The sequence below is a fragment of the Pseudomonas sp. NPDC090201 genome, assembly GCF_044746825.1.
In the GTDB taxonomy this organism is placed as follows: Bacteria; Pseudomonadota; Gammaproteobacteria; order Pseudomonadales; family Pseudomonadaceae; genus Aquipseudomonas; species Aquipseudomonas putida_AD.
Genome location: NZ_JBIVCX010000011.1, coordinates 45,678 through 59,678, shown reverse-complemented (window position 1 = coordinate 59,678; position 14,001 = coordinate 45,678). Strand labels below are relative to the sequence as shown.

General features: G+C 62.7%; 15 protein-coding genes. 5 read left to right on the top strand and 10 right to left on the bottom strand.

Annotated elements, in window-relative coordinates; translation table 11 throughout:
- Window positions 1-38: 38 nt before the first annotated feature.
- From ACIPOO_RS22320 to ACIPOO_RS22300, 5 genes are all read right to left on the bottom strand, one after another.
- A complete protein-coding gene (locus ACIPOO_RS22320; RefSeq protein ID WP_274129990.1) occupies window positions 39-1,370 on the bottom strand; it encodes a deoxyguanosinetriphosphate triphosphohydrolase in 1,332 nt (443 codons plus the stop codon).
- An 85-nt stretch (window positions 1,371-1,455) separates the two neighbouring features.
- On the bottom strand, window positions 1,456-2,619 hold the full coding sequence (locus ACIPOO_RS22315; RefSeq protein ID WP_400609882.1) for an EAL domain-containing protein: 1,164 nt from the start codon (window positions 2,617-2,619) through the stop codon (window positions 1,456-1,458).
- Window positions 2,620-2,742: 123 nt separating this feature from the next.
- Window positions 2,743-3,084, bottom strand: coding sequence for a hypothetical protein (locus ACIPOO_RS22310; RefSeq protein ID WP_274129988.1), 342 nt, complete (start codon window positions 3,082-3,084; stop codon window positions 2,743-2,745).
- Complete coding sequence (locus ACIPOO_RS22305; RefSeq protein ID WP_274129987.1) at window positions 3,081-3,467, bottom strand: phage holin family protein; 387 nt, start codon at window positions 3,465-3,467, stop codon at window positions 3,081-3,083. The genes ACIPOO_RS22310 and ACIPOO_RS22305 overlap by 4 nt, the downstream gene beginning before the upstream one ends.
- A 5-nt stretch (window positions 3,468-3,472) precedes the next feature.
- Window positions 3,473-3,787 (bottom strand): YqjD family protein, encoded by a 315-nt coding sequence (locus ACIPOO_RS22300; protein WP_274129986.1) that lies wholly within the window; start codon window positions 3,785-3,787, stop codon window positions 3,473-3,475.
- 356 nt (window positions 3,788-4,143) lie between these two features.
- Here ACIPOO_RS22300 and ACIPOO_RS22295 point away from each other — a divergent pair, with 356 nt between their 5' ends.
- Window positions 4,144-5,352 carry an ammonium transporter gene (locus tag ACIPOO_RS22295; RefSeq protein WP_400609879.1) on the top strand — a complete coding sequence of 403 codons (1,209 nt, stop codon included), beginning with the start codon at window positions 4,144-4,146 and terminating at the stop codon, window positions 5,350-5,352.
- Window positions 5,353-5,453: 101 nt separating this feature from the next.
- Window positions 5,454-5,690, top strand: coding sequence for a glutaredoxin family protein (locus ACIPOO_RS22290; protein ID WP_274129984.1), 237 nt, complete (start codon window positions 5,454-5,456; stop codon window positions 5,688-5,690).
- Window positions 5,691-5,722: 32 nt separating this feature from the next.
- Here the strand turns inward: ACIPOO_RS22290 and ACIPOO_RS22285 are convergent, their stop codons facing one another.
- Window positions 5,723-5,989: a hypothetical protein gene (locus ACIPOO_RS22285; protein ID WP_274129983.1), complete on the bottom strand. Its 267-nt coding sequence runs from the start codon at window positions 5,987-5,989 to the stop codon at window positions 5,723-5,725.
- 353 nt (window positions 5,990-6,342) lie between these two features.
- On the opposite strand from ACIPOO_RS22285, the gene ACIPOO_RS22280 reads away from it, so the two are divergent.
- Entirely contained in the window at window positions 6,343-7,233 is an 891-nt protein-coding gene (locus ACIPOO_RS22280; RefSeq protein ID WP_400609877.1) for a pseudouridine synthase, read from the top strand.
- Window positions 7,234-7,527: 294 nt separating this feature from the next.
- Here the strand turns inward: ACIPOO_RS22280 and ACIPOO_RS22275 are convergent, their stop codons facing one another.
- Window positions 7,528-8,424: a DMT family transporter gene (locus ACIPOO_RS22275; protein WP_400609875.1), complete on the bottom strand. Its 897-nt coding sequence runs from the start codon at window positions 8,422-8,424 to the stop codon at window positions 7,528-7,530.
- Window positions 8,425-8,542: 118 nt separating this feature from the next.
- Here ACIPOO_RS22275 and ACIPOO_RS22270 point away from each other — a divergent pair, with 118 nt between their 5' ends.
- Both ACIPOO_RS22270 and ACIPOO_RS22265 read left to right on the top strand, forming a co-directional pair.
- The gene (locus ACIPOO_RS22270) at window positions 8,543-9,877 is read left to right on the top strand and encodes a PLP-dependent aminotransferase family protein (protein ID WP_400609873.1); all 1,335 of its coding nucleotides are present in this window, start codon (window positions 8,543-8,545) and stop codon (window positions 9,875-9,877) included.
- 175 nt (window positions 9,878-10,052) lie between these two features.
- Window positions 10,053-10,745 carry an ATPase gene (locus tag ACIPOO_RS22265; RefSeq protein WP_400609871.1) on the top strand — a complete coding sequence of 231 codons (693 nt, stop codon included), beginning with the start codon at window positions 10,053-10,055 and terminating at the stop codon, window positions 10,743-10,745.
- Between the two features lie 76 nt (window positions 10,746-10,821).
- On the opposite strand, the gene ACIPOO_RS22260 is transcribed toward ACIPOO_RS22265, so the two are convergent.
- Genes ACIPOO_RS22260 through ACIPOO_RS22250 form a run of 3 tightly spaced genes read right to left on the bottom strand, consistent with a single transcriptional unit; the run spans window position 10,822 to window position 13,704 of the window.
- Complete coding sequence (locus ACIPOO_RS22260) at window positions 10,822-11,571, bottom strand: substrate-binding periplasmic protein (RefSeq protein ID WP_400609869.1); 750 nt, start codon at window positions 11,569-11,571, stop codon at window positions 10,822-10,824.
- Window positions 11,572-11,587: 16 nt separating this feature from the next.
- Window positions 11,588-12,931, bottom strand: a complete 1,344-nt coding sequence (locus ACIPOO_RS22255) for a diguanylate cyclase (protein WP_274129974.1) — start codon at window positions 12,929-12,931, stop codon at window positions 11,588-11,590.
- A 2-nt stretch (window positions 12,932-12,933) separates the two neighbouring features.
- Window positions 12,934-13,704, bottom strand: coding sequence for an ABC transporter substrate-binding protein (locus ACIPOO_RS22250; RefSeq protein ID WP_274129973.1), 771 nt, complete (start codon window positions 13,702-13,704; stop codon window positions 12,934-12,936).
- Window positions 13,705-14,001: the final 297 nt, after the last annotated feature.

Below are 14,001 nucleotides of genomic sequence, written 5' to 3'. Positions count from 1 at the left end.
AAGTCACGCCTGACTTCGGGCTGTTTTCGATGAAAAAGTCAGACCGGGCTGGAGCGGCCAGTCATTTCACGGGCCATTTCGCTGGCGTAGCTGTCGGTCATGCCGGCAATGAAGTCGATGACCCTGAGGAAAGAAGTGTGCAGCGGCCACTTCGGATCCGGGGCGTTGTTGCCCAGCAAGTCCAGGATGCGTCGGCTCTTGAACGACGGCGTGTGACCATCGAACTGTTCCAGGGCCGCGCCACAGAATGCGTTGAGCAGGATCTCGAGCGTGGTGTAGGCGCCGATCTCGTGCAGGGTCTTGCGTTTGTCCTGGAAGATTTTCTTGCGGGCCATGTCCTTGGCGTTGAGCACGCAACGCTTGGCGGGGCCGTGCATGTGCTCCACCAGATCACCCTGCAAGGTGCCCGCCAGCAGCGCGTCCTGCTGCTCGACGAAGGCGCGGGCGGCGGCGTTGGTCAGGTGTTCGATGGCCTTGCCGCGCAGGATCGCCAGTTTGCGCCGGCGCGAGTCGCCAGGGCCCAGTTGACGGTAGGTTTCCGGCAGATCATCGCCCACCAGGCCTAGCAGCAGCGACTCGACCTCGGGGTAGGTCAGCAGCTCCATTTCCAGGCCGTCTTCAAGGTCGATCAGCGCGTAGCAGATATCATCCGCCGCCTCCATCAGGTACACCAGCGGGTGACGCGCCCAACGCTGGTCTTCCAGTTGCGGCAGGCCGAGCTTGCCGGCGATCTGCTCAAGGATCGGCAGCTCGCTCTGGTAACAGCCGAACTTGTGTTTCTTGTAGCCCAGGGCGTCGGCGTGGCGGGCGGTCCAGGGGTATTTCAGGTAGGTGCCCAGGGTCGCGTAGGTCAGCCGGGTGCCACCTTCGAACTGGTGATACTCCAGTTGCGTCAGGACGCGAAAGCCCTGGGCGTTGCCTTCGAAATTGAGAAAGTCGCTGCGTTCGGCGTCGCTCATTGCGTCGAGCCAGCCGCGGCCTGCGGCCTGCTTGAACCAGTTGCGGATGGCGTCTTCACCCGAGTGGCCGAACGGCGGGTTGCCGATGTCGTGGGCCAGGCACGCCGACTGCACGACCATGCCCAGGTCGCTCGGCTCGCACCAGTCGGGCAGGGCGCTGCGCAGGGTTTCGCCCACACGCATGCCCAGCGAGCGGCCCACGCAACTGACTTCCAGCGAGTGGGTCAGGCGGGTATGGATGTGGTCGTTGCTGGTGACGGGGTGGACCTGGGTCTTGCGGCCGAGACGGCGGAAGGCGCCGGAGAAGATGATGCGGTCATGATCCTTGTGGAACGGGCTGCGGCCCAGTTCTTCGGGGCTGTGCAGGGTCTTGCCGAGGCGCTCGCGGGTAAGCAGTGTTTGCCAATCCAAGGCCGGTACTCCATCGGGTGATTACCGGCCTAGCTTCACGCCTCCCCCGCAAAGCTGCAAGGGGCAGATCGTGACGGGGCGTGAATCAGAAACCTGCCGCGTCGACGTCGATCAGCAGCAGCCGCTGGCCGTTGTCGAAAAACTGCCCGGCGGTCAGGCAATACTGGTTGCTGGTGGCGTCGCGGTAGGTGTTGGACAGGGTCAGCCGGCGCTCATGCCAGCCCTCGGCGAGCAGGTGGTAAAAGTAAGGCCGCCAGGACCAGTTATGGCCCAGGTAGCGGGTGTCGGCCAGCCAGGCGCCGTTCTGCCACTCAAGGTTGGGGGTCAACTGGGTGCCGTGGCGGTCGCATTGATAGAAGCGCAGCAGCCAGGGGAAATCCGCCACGTTCGGCAGCTCGTCCAGCGGCGCGTTGCCCTCGGCCCAGCCCTGAAGCCGTTGCATGAGCTGGCACAGTTGCTTGCGCAGCGTCATCAGGCGCTCGCGCTCGACCACCTTGCGCTGCACGTAGCCGTCACGCAGTTGCGCGAAGCGCTCGACGAAGGCGTCGGCGGCGAAGAAGTCAGTCTCGGCCTGGGCAAAGAGAAAACCCTGCACGTAGCGCGAGCCGCACTCCAGAGCGAAATGCAGTTCGGCCTCGGTCTCGACGCCCTCGGCGATGATCCAGCAACCGGTCTTTTCCGCCATTTGCGCCAGGGCCTTGACCACGTCGCTGCTCGGTCCGCCTCGCGCCGCCGCCTGGAACAGGCGCATGTCGAGCTTGAGGATGTCCGGCTGCAAGGCCAGCACCCGGTCCAGTTGGGAGTAGCCTGCACCGAAATCGTCGATGGCAATGCGCGCACCGGCTTGTCGATAACGCGCCACCACGTCGGAGAGCCGCTGGCTGTCGCCGCCCAGCTCGGTGATTTCGAAGACGATCCGCTGCGCCGCGATGCCGTGGCGTTGCAGCTGCTTGAGGCTGGGCAGCGGCTGGTCGGGACGCAGGCGGCTGATCCAGCGCGGCGAAATGTTCAGGCTCAGGAACCAGTCGGCGGGGGCCTCGTGCAGGCGTTGCAGGGCGTTGTCGCGGATCAGCCGGTCCAGGCGGCGCAGCTCGGCGGCAGGCCTTCTGGGGTCGGCGAACAGCGGCCCCACCGAGGCAAGGCGACCGTCGTCCTGACGCAGGCGCCCCAGCGCTTCCACGCCTGCGATCCGGCCTGTCGCGGTATCGATGAACGGCTGAAAACAGGCTAGCGGTTGCCCATCGATCACATGGCCTCCTTATGGGTCATTGGCATTATTGTCGACACAAACGGCTACGCCCTGGCCCGACATGCATCGTCGAGCGAGGGCGTAGGCCTGGGTGTGTTGCAAGAATGCAGCCAAAAGGCCATCTCAAGGACGGCGCGAGGTGCCTTGCAGGATGAGTTTGATGATCGGCATCAGGCTGGCGCTCAGCTTGATCAGCCGGGTCACGCTGCCTGTGCGCTGGCTGCGCGTACCCTTACCGGTGAGAAAGCCGAGCAGGGACACGATGCCGACTCCCCACAGCGGCGCGTGCTTGATGCCCAGCGAGCCGGGCAGGTCGTGGGCCATGCCGCGCATGCGATGCAGGGGCCGCATCAGTTGCGCCGACTCGTGCCGAATCTCCTGACGGTGCATCTCCATGCGCAGGCGGATCAACGCCTTGCGCAACTCGCGACGGTTATGGGTCTGGGGCAGTTGGGGCAGGCTCATGGCATCAGTCGCTCGCGGTCGTTGGCCAGTTCTTCCAGAGTGGAATGGAAGGGGGAAGACTCATCGAACACTGCTGCCTTGAGGCGCATCGCGCAAAACAGCGCCGCCAGGGAATAGAACACGCAGAGCCCGATGATGCCGGTCAGGCGATAACTGTCCCAGACCAGAATCAGCAGCAGCGCCGACAAGCCGATCAGCAGCAGCAAGGCAAACACCAGCGCCAGCCCTGCAAATAGCAACAGGCTGACGGTGCGGGCTTTCTGTTCCTGCAGCTCGATGCCGAACAACTCGACATGGCTATGCAGCAGGCCCAGAAATGCCGCGCCCAACCGGCGTGGCGAGGAAGTGTGGTCGGTCCCGGATGGACCCGTTTCAGACGTCATGCCGATCAGCGCCGAGTGGCCAGAAGGCCCAGCAGGAAGCCGACGCCGGCGGCGATGCCCACTGATTGCCATGGGTTGGTCTGCACGTAATCTTCGGTCGCTGCCAGTGCATCCTTGCCGCGTTCGCGTAGGGTCTGCTCGGCCAGGGCCAGGGTTTCACGGGCGCGCAGCAGGCTGTCGTTGATCTGGTCGCGCAGCTCGTCAGCCTGATCGCCGGCCAGGGAGGCCGTGTGCGCCAGCAGCTTTTCCGTGTCGGCAACCAGTGTCTGGAAATCTGCCATCAATATGTCCTGGGCTTTCTCTGCTGTTGGGCGAGCCATGATGTTCTCCGTTGGGGTGGCAATATTGGGTTTCGAGTATGGCTCATTACTGAAGGTTCATTCCAATTCCCCGCAGATGAGTGCCGGTTGGCTGGTACAGGTTTTGCTTTGCGATGGTGCGCCAGGGAGGCGGCGCGCTCCAATGCAGAGCGCGCATGTCGGTCAAGCCGGCAAAACCTAGAACCTGAATCATAAAACCTGGAAAAACGCCCCAGCGTTCAACATTTCTGTCTTTCTGCGTGCGCCAAAGCGGGTCGCAGAGGTCTCAGGGTGCGCCTATTTGGTGCTTTTCCTGGCGCGGGATAGAAGGGTTGTGCTGCTTTGGTGCTTTTCGTTAATTGCAGGCCTGCCTCTCGATGGAAAACATGCAAAGCGCAGTGGACACCCTGGTCCACAGCTCCAATACCCTGTTCATTCTGATCGGCGCGGTCATGGTTCTGGCCATGCACGCCGGGTTCGCCTTTCTGGAAGTCGGCACGGTGCGCCAGAAGAACCAGGTCAATGCGCTGTCGAAAATCCTCAGTGACTTCGCCGTATCGACCCTGGCCTACTTCTTTATTGGCTACTGGATTTCCTATGGGGTGAATTTTCTCCAGCCCGCCGCTGTGCTGGCGACGGATCACGGCTACGGCCTGGTGAAATTCTTCTTCCTGCTGACCTTTGCCGCCGCGATCCCGGCGATCATCTCCGGTGGCATCGCCGAGCGGGCGAAGTTCGCGCCGCAGCTGTGCGCCACGGTGCTGATCGTCGCGTTTGTGTATCCGTTCTTCGAAGGCATGGTGTGGAACGGCAACTTCGGATTGCAGGCCTGGTTGCTCAAGACCTTCGGCGCAAGCTTCCATGACTTCGCAGGTTCCGTGGTGGTGCACGCCATGGGCGGCTGGCTGGCGCTGGCGGCCGTGACCTTGCTCGGTGCGCGCAACGGCCGCTATCGCGACGGCAAGCTGGTGGCGTATCCGCCTTCGAGCATTCCGTTCCTGGCGCTGGGATCGTGGATTCTCATCGTCGGCTGGTTCGGCTTCAACGTCATGAGTGCGCAGACGCTCGACGGCGTCAGTGGGCTGGTGGCGGTCAATTCGCTGATGGCGATGGTCGGCGGCACGGTCGCAGCGCTGATCGTCGGTCGCAATGACCCAGGCTTCCTGCACAACGGTCCGCTGGCCGGGCTGGTGGCAGTCTGTGCCGGTTCTGATCTGATGCACCCGGTGGGCGCACTGCTCACGGGGGTGATCGCAGGTGCCGTGTTCGTCTGGTGTTTCACGGCCGCGCAAGTGCGCTGGAAGATCGACGACGTGCTGGGCGTCTGGCCGCTGCACGGTGTGTGCGGCGTCTGGGGCGGGATTGCCTGCGGCATCTTTGGCCAGGTCAGCCTGGGCGGGATGGGCGGGGTCAGCCTGATGAGCCAGTTGATCGGCACCGCGCTGGGTGTGGTCGTTGCACTGGCCGGGGGCTTTGCGGTGTACGGGCTGATCAGGCGCTGCCTGGGCCTGCGCCTGAATCAGGAGCAGGAGTATTACGGCGCGGATCTGTCGATCCACAAGATCGGGGCGGTCAGCCACGACTGATCGCCTGGGCGGCGGTGCGGCGCCGGTTGAGGCTCGACGTCATTTCGGGGCGGGCCTAAACTGGCGCTCTATGCTGCCGCTCGTGACCAGAGGATCACTCCATGCCGCCGGAATGCCAACTGTTCGGAACCCTGGGCTGTCATTTGTGCGAAGTCGCCGAGGCCGAGCTGATGCCGTTGGTGGAGCATGGCTTGCTGGTGGAGTTGGTGGATATCGCCGAGAGTCAGGCAATGAATGAAGCCTACGGCTTGCGGATTCCGGTGCTGCGGCGCACCGACACCGGTGCCGAACTGGACTGGCCGTTCGACACCGATCAGGTGGTGGTGTTTCTGCGCTAGCTTTGTTGCCAGCGGCAGCCACGCTTGCGGGATTACAGGTACTGAGTGTCCACGACCATTGCCTTGGCAACGGCTTCTTTCTGCGCTTCGGTCATGCCGTCCCAGACGTGCACCTTGGCGAAATAGCCAAGACCGGCCACCACGTACAGGCTCAGAGTGAAGATGATGGCGACCGACATGAAGGTCCAGCGGCCCATGTCATGCTCGTCATCCGAGAAGGACTGCGAGTAGTTCTCTTCGTTTTCCACCGAAGTACCGGTGGAAAGGCGTTTGATCCATTGAAACAGTTGGCCGAGCATGGTGTTTCCTCAAAGTTTTAAAATGAAATCTGTAGGGCAGTTGCGCCTGACGGGCGTTTGCAAAAGCTGAAAACGAAAAAAGCCCGTCGAGGACGGGCTTTCTTTTTATGAGGTCAGGTCTGGCAGGCGTTTTCGGTGTCGAGCATCCATGAAGGGATGTGCGTTCGGGTGCGCGCCTGCTTGCCGATTTGGAAACATTTTAGAACAAATCAACTTGAGAGGCTACCGGCGTCATCTAGTTGTCAGACAACTGGTCGTGTTTCGGCGTGCGACATAAGGTCGCGCGCTCCGGCTGGCTCGCACAAGCGCCGAGGGTAGGGGATAATCCAGGCTTTCCCGATCCAGAGTCATTCATGTCGCAGTCCGTTTTCGCCCCCGCCGACACTCAGGCCAGCACCCTCTATCTGCCGCCAGGCCCGTGGCTGACGGTGCTCGACTGTCTTTGCGATCACTTCCGCGCCATCGGCCGCGAGCAATGGCTCGACCGCATCGCCCGTGGCCGGGTGCTTGACGGGGAAGGGCAGCCCATCGCCCTGGATTTGCCCTATCGCGAAGGGCTGCGCATTCACTATTTCCGCGAAGTGCCCAATGAAGTGCCGATTCCGGTGCAGGAAACCATTCTGTATGCGGATGAGCATCTGGTGGTGGCGGACAAGCCGCATTTCCTGCCGGTGACGCCTGCTGGCGAGTATGTCGAGCAGACGTTGCTGCGGCGCCTGATTCGCACGCTCGACAACCCCCATCTGGTGCCGCTGCACCGTATCGACCGGCACACGGCGGGGCTGGTGCTGTTTTCGGCGAACAAACAGAGCCGCTCGGCGTACCAGGCGTTGTTTCCGACACGGCAGATCGACAAATCCTACGAAGCCATCGCCAAGGCGCTGCCGGAGGTGGAGTTTCCAAGGGTGCACAAAAGCCGGCTGGTCGATGGCGAGCCGTTTTTCCGGATGCAGGAAGGCCCGGGGCAGGGCAATACCGAAACCCGCATCGAGGTGCGCGAGCGTCAGGGTGAACTGTGGCGTTACGGCCTGTACCCGGTGACCGGCAAGAAGCACCAGTTGCGCGTGCACATGGCAGCGCTAGGGGCGGCTATCTGCAATGACCCGTTTTACCCGGATGTGCTCAAGGATGTGCTGGACGATTACGACAAACCGTTGAAGTTGCTGGCGCAAGGGCTGCGCTTTGTCGATCCGGTGACAGGGCAGGAGCGAGTCTTCGAGAGTCGCATCAAACTGGCGTGGTGACGCCCGGCGCCCGTTATCCCCATCCTGCCGCCTTCGCGGGCAAGCCCGCTCCCACAAGGGGTAGGGTGGTTTGCAAGTCATTTCACAACGCATGACCTGTGGGAGTGTGCTTGCGCCCGTTATCCCCATCCTGCCGCCTTCGCGGGCAAGCCCGCTCCCACAGGGGGTAGGGTGGTTTGCACGTCATTTCATAGCGCATGACCTGTGGGAGTGGGCTTGCCCACGAAGGCGTCTTTGAGATCGCCGACGCCGGCAAGCCGGACTGCTACAGGTCTTCTGTGGCGAAGCGCAATGTCAACGGGCGAATCGGCGGGCGCCGGCAACGCACAGGATCACGGCAAGCGTCACCCCGAGCATGCCAAGGCTCACCTGCTCGTGCAGCAGCGTCGCCGCCAGCGCCAGGCCGAAGAAGGGTTGCAGCAACTGCAACTGGCCAACCGCAGCGATTCCCCCTTGAGCCAGCCCTCGATACCAGAACACAAAGCCGATCAGCATGCTGAACAGCGACACATACCCCAGGCTCAGCCAGGCGGGCAGGGTGATGTGAACGAAGGATGCAGGTGCGGTGATCCAGGTCAGCGCCAGCATCACAGGCAGCGACAGCACCAGCGCCCAACTGATGACCTGCCAGCCACCCAGTGTTTTCGACAACTTCGCCCCTTCGGCATACCCCAGCCCGCACACCAGCATCGCCAGCAGCATCAGCAAATCGCCCTTGGGTGAAGCAGTCAGCCCTTGAGCCAGCGCGTAGCCCACCACCAGCCCGCTGCCCAGCAACGAAAACAACCAGAACACCGGGCGCGGGCGCTCGCCACCGCGCAGCACGGCAAACGCGGCAGTGGCCAGCGGCAGCAGGCCAACGAAAACGATCGAGTGCGCAGAGGTCACATATTGCAAGGCCAGCGCGGTGAGCAACGGAAAACCGACCACCACCCCCAGCGCAACGATCAACAGCGGCAACCACTGATCCCGGGCAGGGCGCTTTTCCCTGAGCAGCCACAGCATGCCCAGCGCCAGGGCACCGGCAATCGAGGCGCGTGCGACGGTGAGAAAGACCGGCGCGAACTCCTGGACGGCAATCCGCGTGGCCGGCAACGACCCGCTGAAAATGATCACGCCTATCAGACCGTTGAGCCATCCGCTCGAGGCTTTTTGCGTGGGCAGGGGTTCGAGCTTCGATACATGTTCCATGGTGTCGGGCCTCGGTGACGGCGGGGGAGGTGCAGTCGGCAGGCAGTGCCTGTTGCATGCCGGGAATGCTAAGGCGCAGAATCAATACAATCAAAAAATTGTCATGGATACATCACCCATGCCTCGCGCCCGCTACAAGACCGTGGTTGACACCTTCGCCAGCGACATCGCCTCCGGAGCCCTGCCGCCCGGCACCCGTTTGCCGACCCACCGTCAGTTGGCCGAGCAACAGGGGCTGGCGTTGGTGACGGCATCCCGGGTCTATGCCGAGCTTGAGGCGATGGGGCTGGTCAGTGGCGAAACCGGGCGCGGTACTTTCGTGCGCGAGATCGCGCTGCCCCTGACCCATGGCGTCGATCAGCAGGCCACCGCAGCGGGGATGCTGGACCTCAATTTCAACTACCCGGCGCTGCCGGGCCAGGCGCAGATGCTGCGCACCGGGCTGCGGCAGTTGGCATTGTCGGGGGATCTGGAAGCCTTGCTGCGCTATCAGCCCCATGCCGGGCGCCTGCATGAGCGTGCCTGCATGGCACGGCACCTGATCGACCGCGGGCTTGGGGTGAGCGCCGAACAGATCCTCATCGTCAGCGGCGCCCAGCATGGCCTGGCGGCAACGGTCATGGCCTTACTCAAGCCCGGCGATGTGGTGGCGGTGGATGCGCTGACCTACTCGGGCTTCAAGGTCATCGCCCAGGCCCATCGGCTGGAGCTGGTGCCGATCCCGTTGAGCGAAACCGGGCCCGACCTTCAGGCGCTTGAAACCCTCTGCGCGAAGCGCCGGATCAAGGCGGTGTATGCGATGCCGACGCTGCACAATCCCATGGGCTGGGTCTTGGACGCGGCCTGGCGCAGGCGGCTGGCGGACATCGCCCAGGCCCACGACCTGCTGCTGATCGAGGACGCGGCCTATGCGTTTCTCGCGCAGAACCCGCCCGCGCCCTTGCAGACGCTGGCGCCCGACCGCACGGTCTATATTTCAGGTTTCTCCAAGAACGTCGCCACCGGCTTGCGGGTTGGTTACATCGCCGCGCCCCTCAAATGGGTGGCGTCGATCGAGCGGGCGATCCGCGCGACCACCTGGAACACCCCGGGTGTGATGACGGCATTGGTCTGCGGATGGGTCATGGATGGTACCGTCGAGCGTCTCGAAGCCGAGAAACGCAAGGACGCGATGAGTCGCAACCGGCTGGCCAGAAAGACCCTGGCCGGGCTTGCGGTGATCAGCCATCCGGCGTCGTACTTTCTATGGCTGCCGCTGCCCGAAGAAGTGCGCGCCGATCAGGTGGCCGTGGCATTGCTTGCGCAGGACATCGCCGTGTCCACTGCCGAGCCGTTTGCCGCCTGCGGCCCCGTTCCCCACGCATTGCGCCTGGCGCTGGGATCGCTGGAGCCTGAGGCATTGACCGCTGCACTGCATAAAGTCCGCCAGGTGATCCTCAACTTAGCGGTCTGAGTTAGTTCGATTACGCCTATTGGAAAGTTGTTTTATTCGCGAAACCGTAAAGGACTTTCTCAATACCTCTACCATTCGTGAAATCGATAGTGAACATCAAGAAACGGGAGTTCTTTTTTTCCAGCAAAGGAGCAGGATAGAGCCATACCGAACTGGCTTTAGAAGGACATGCGCGATGAGAATTTCAACCCTGCTGACGCTCGTCGCCGTATTGACTGGCGGGTTCGCCGCCGCGCCTTCCTATGCTGCCGATAACGCGCAAGCCTACACAGCGGCGGAGCAGTCCTGCCATTTCCTGCCGGTTGCCGACAGCGCGCTGAGCCTGAAAAAGTCCCAGTCGGTGGGCGTGCTCTACAGCGAAAACACTGTAGGCACCCTTGAATATCTGGAGCGCTACCACGCTGTCGCGCTCAAAGGCATCAAGAGCGGCAAGCTGGATTCGCGCATCAGCAATGCCTTCATCAACAGCTCCGATCCGAAACTGGCCATCGACTGGCTCAAGGGTTCCTTGCAGAAGGAGTTTGCCTCGGTGACGGTCTACGACAATCTCGATGCACTGATGAAGGCGCGTCCCGATGTGGTAGTCATGCTCGACACTTATAGCCAGTTGGTGACCCAACGCAACAGCAAGTTCGAGGCGCGGTTCGTGGCCAAGTTCTACGACGCCAACCTACAATACATCGGCCAGGCGCAAGGGCTGGGCGAGAAAGAACTGAGCTCGATCTGGGTCCACGACAAGGCCGCACCGGAAATCGCCGCGCAGATCGACCAACAACGCGAATTGCAGATCAATGCCCTGAAACAGTTCGACCTGTCGCTCAAGGCGCTGGTGACTTCCGGCGAGGTAGCACAGGTGGCGGGCAACTGATCGCCAACGCCTGACGAAACATTCAACGGCTCTGCCCTCTGGCAGGGCCGTTTGCGTTTGCGGGGAGGGAGGGAAACTAGCGGGCGAGGACCTTGGCCACGGTGCCGTCGTTTTTCAGTTGGGCAAAGGCGTTGGTGATGCGCTTGACGGTTTCTTCCGGCGTCTTGAGGCTGATGGCGACGTACAGGCCCTTGGACAGGTCGTCCAGGGTGTAGACCGCCTCCAGGTCTTCGTAGGCAATGTGCAGGTCATCGCACTGTTCCCGCGCCTCGCGTTCGGGCATCGGCACCAGCAGCACCTGGCCGCTGAGCAGTTTGCGCAGGTTGTCAAGGTTGTTGGCCGACACCACCATCTTGCTGAATCCCTTGCCCTCCAGGTATTCCTGGCGCGAGTCGTCGCGCACCACGCCGACGCTGTAGCTCCTGGCGTCTTGCAGGGTCTTGACCACCACGTCGCGGCGTTCGCGCAGCTTGTAGAACGAGGGGGTGACCTGATCCAGCTCGCCGACCCACTTGAACAGCGGGTCGCGTTCGGCGCTGCGGATGATCGGGTAGATCAGCACATTGGGTTCCAGACGCGCCATGTCATAGGCGCGCGCCCACGGGTAGAGCGTCATGTGGTAATCGGTGATGCCGGCCCGGGCGAGGGTCTGTTCGACGATCTCGCTGGCGACGCCCACCACCTTGCCGTTCTCGAAGGCGCTGTAGGAGGAGTCCTCGGTGACCACTTGCAGCGTGTCGGCCCTTGCATTCAGGCACGCGAGAGCCAGCACGGTGGCACAGAACGCCAGTGAACGCCGTTTGACCGAACGGGGGGTGGTACTCATGAAAGATGCTCCCTTTTCAGATCACGCAGCGATTGCGGCCCTGGCTCTTGGCCCGGTACAAGGCTTTGTCGGCGCTTTGCAACAACTGGTCGAAACGCTCCATGGTCGCCGGATCCAGCTCGGCGACGCCAATGCTCAGCGTGACATAAGGCGATACGTGCGACGCGCCGTGGGGCAGCTGCTGGTTGGCAAGCAGCTCACGCAGGCGCTCGGCCGACGCTGCGGCCTGTTCGCGGACCTGGCCAGGCAGCAGGACGGCGAATTCCTCACCGCCCAGCCGCGCCACCAGTTCCCCGGAGCGCGAGAACAGTGCGCTCATGGTCAGGGCCACGTCGCGCAGGCATTGGTCGCCCATGGCATGGCCGTAGGTGTCGTTGTAGAGCTTGAAGAAATCGATGTCGCACATCAGCACCGAGAGTGGCTGGTGGTGGCGCAGGGCCCGGTTGAATTCCAGCTCCTTGAGCTCGTCGAAGTGGCGACGGTTGGCCAGCCCCGTCAGCGGGTCGAAGCGGGTCAGGGCTTCCAGGCGAATGTTCGCCGCCTGCAATTGCGCGGTGCGCTGCTCGACCACTTCGGCCAGGTGGTCGCGGCTGGCGGCCAGGGCGATTTCGTCCCGGGCCTGGCGCTCCAGGTGGGTGGCGAGCTTGTCCTGCAGGTCATTGACCCCGGCTTCGAGCATGTCCAGTTCGTCACCGGCCTTGCCACTGCGTTCGAGCATCAGGTGATGTTTCAGGTTCTGCGGCGTGAGCTGTTCCAGGTGCCGGGCGATGCGCCGCACGTGAAGGGTCACCGAGCGGTTGAACATGCCCATGATGAGCCCGGCCAGCGCCAGGGACTGGATGACCTGGGTCAGCATGATGATCCAGACTTCCTTCCACAGCCGCTTCCAGAGCAGGCTCTCGTCGCCTTCGATGGTCAGCTCGCCCACCACTTCGTTGGCGCCGGGGTAGGGGGTGACCGTCAACTGGCGGTGCAGGGCGGGGGCGAGGATCGAGCCGCTGTGGCCGGGATGCTGACGTTGCAGCAGTTCAGCCGCACGGCCCGGGCGCAGGATTTTCAGTTCGACCTTGCCCACCGGCGCGGCCAGCGCGACGCTGTCGATCTGCGCCTGCAACGCGTCGTTGTCCATTTCCCAGACCGCCTTGGACAAGGTGCCCTGGAACACCTGGTCGATCAGGCTCAGCTCGGCATTCATGGTCGCCAGGTTGTTGTTCCAGGCAAACCAGGTGCGAACGGTGACCGTGGCGACGGTAAACAACAGGCAGAACGCCAGGGTGGCCAATACCAGCCTGCGCGCCAGCGAGCCGCTGCGTGGGGGCACGGCTTCCTCGGGAAGATTCGAATCGGACTCTGCGAGCATGCTCAATTCCATTTCCGCGCAATGGCATCGTAGGTTCCGTTCTCACGGATGGTCTTCAGCCCTTTCTTGAACAGCGCAACAGTAGCATCCGCAGTCCCGGCACTGAAAGCCATGTTGAAGCCCCCCGAATCCTCAAGCTCGGGCACACGCAAGGAGCGCACCAGCGTGCGCTCGGGATCGTCGCCGGCCTGGCGGGCCAGCCAGGTGGCGTTCAGCTCGTCGGAAATCCACAGGTCGACATGGCCGGTGCGCAATTTCTGGTAGTTGAGTTCGTAGCGGTTGCTCGGCTGCAACTGCTGGCCGACTGCAAAGCGCTTGCCGATCAGGTATTGCTCGCCGACGTCTTCGTTGACCGTGGCGGTCTGCCAGTCCCGTGCGTCGTCCAGGTCCATGAGGCTGACGGGGTGGGATGCAGAGGAATAGATGTACCAGCGGGAGGTGGCGATGGTGCCCACCCACTTGAACAGGTGTTCGCGCTCGGGGGTCCGGGTAATGGAGTAGATCAGCACGTTGGGATCGTGCAGCGCCAGGTCATAGGCCCGGGCCCAGGGCATGGACTGGATGGTGGCATCGACGTTCACTTCCTTGAGCACCGCCTGCACGACTTCGGTGCTCATGCCGGTCAACTGGCCGTTGAGGGTCATGTTGTAGGGCGCCAGCTCCTCGGTGACCACCCGGATCGGCTCAGCCTGGCTCGCACAAACGTTCAGGCACGCGAGCACGACGGCGTAAAGCACGTTGCGGGCCTTGAGTTTGTGGTTGGGGGGCGTCATGGGTGGCTACCTCATCGATGGCAGTGGTGGCGCTCATCCGGCTGACGGCCCGGGGCGCCTACGTGACAACTGCCTTCACGTTACTGATATCGGCTGCAGTGGCGGGCTCTTGAGGGGATTGGGTGCCGTTTATCATCTAATTGGGGGTGGGTTGGGTGTGATTGAGGGGATTGGAGGTGTGGTGGCGTTGGTTTGGCTTGGGATGGTTACGTGGATGCCCTTCGGGCCTATCGCGGGCAAGCGCGCTCCTACATTTGTTGCAACGCGCCATGGCCTGATGGACCGCGTTGATAGCCT

What these genes read in the sequence shown, in the direction of transcription:
- ACIPOO_RS22310 (WP_274129988.1), bottom strand. Translation starts at nt 3,084, where the DNA reads ATGAGCCTGCCCCAACTGCCCCAGACCCATAACCGTCGCGAGTTGCGC.
- ACIPOO_RS22305 (WP_274129987.1), bottom strand. Translation starts at nt 3,467, where the DNA reads ATGACGTCTGAAACGGGTCCATCCGGGACCGACCACACTTCCTCGCCA.
- ACIPOO_RS22300 (WP_274129986.1), bottom strand. Translation starts at nt 3,787, where the DNA reads ATGGCTCGCCCAACAGCAGAGAAAGCCCAGGACATATTGATGGCAGAT.
- ACIPOO_RS22295 (WP_400609879.1), top strand. Translation starts at nt 4,144, where the DNA reads ATGGAAAACATGCAAAGCGCAGTGGACACCCTGGTCCACAGCTCCAAT.
- ACIPOO_RS22290 (WP_274129984.1), top strand. Translation starts at nt 5,454, where the DNA reads ATGCCGCCGGAATGCCAACTGTTCGGAACCCTGGGCTGTCATTTGTGC.
- ACIPOO_RS22285 (WP_274129983.1), bottom strand. Translation starts at nt 5,989, where the DNA reads ATGCTCGGCCAACTGTTTCAATGGATCAAACGCCTTTCCACCGGTACT.
- ACIPOO_RS22280 (WP_400609877.1), top strand. Translation starts at nt 6,343, where the DNA reads ATGTCGCAGTCCGTTTTCGCCCCCGCCGACACTCAGGCCAGCACCCTC.
- ACIPOO_RS22275 (WP_400609875.1), bottom strand. Translation starts at nt 8,424, where the DNA reads ATGGAACATGTATCGAAGCTCGAACCCCTGCCCACGCAAAAAGCCTCG.
- ACIPOO_RS22270 (WP_400609873.1), top strand. Translation starts at nt 8,543, where the DNA reads ATGCCTCGCGCCCGCTACAAGACCGTGGTTGACACCTTCGCCAGCGAC.
- ACIPOO_RS22265 (WP_400609871.1), top strand. Translation starts at nt 10,053, where the DNA reads ATGAGAATTTCAACCCTGCTGACGCTCGTCGCCGTATTGACTGGCGGG.
- ACIPOO_RS22260 (WP_400609869.1), bottom strand. Translation starts at nt 11,571, where the DNA reads ATGAGTACCACCCCCCGTTCGGTCAAACGGCGTTCACTGGCGTTCTGT.
- ACIPOO_RS22255 (WP_274129974.1), bottom strand. Translation starts at nt 12,931, where the DNA reads ATGCTCGCAGAGTCCGATTCGAATCTTCCCGAGGAAGCCGTGCCCCCA.
- ACIPOO_RS22250 (WP_274129973.1), bottom strand. Translation starts at nt 13,704, where the DNA reads ATGACGCCCCCCAACCACAAACTCAAGGCCCGCAACGTGCTTTACGCC.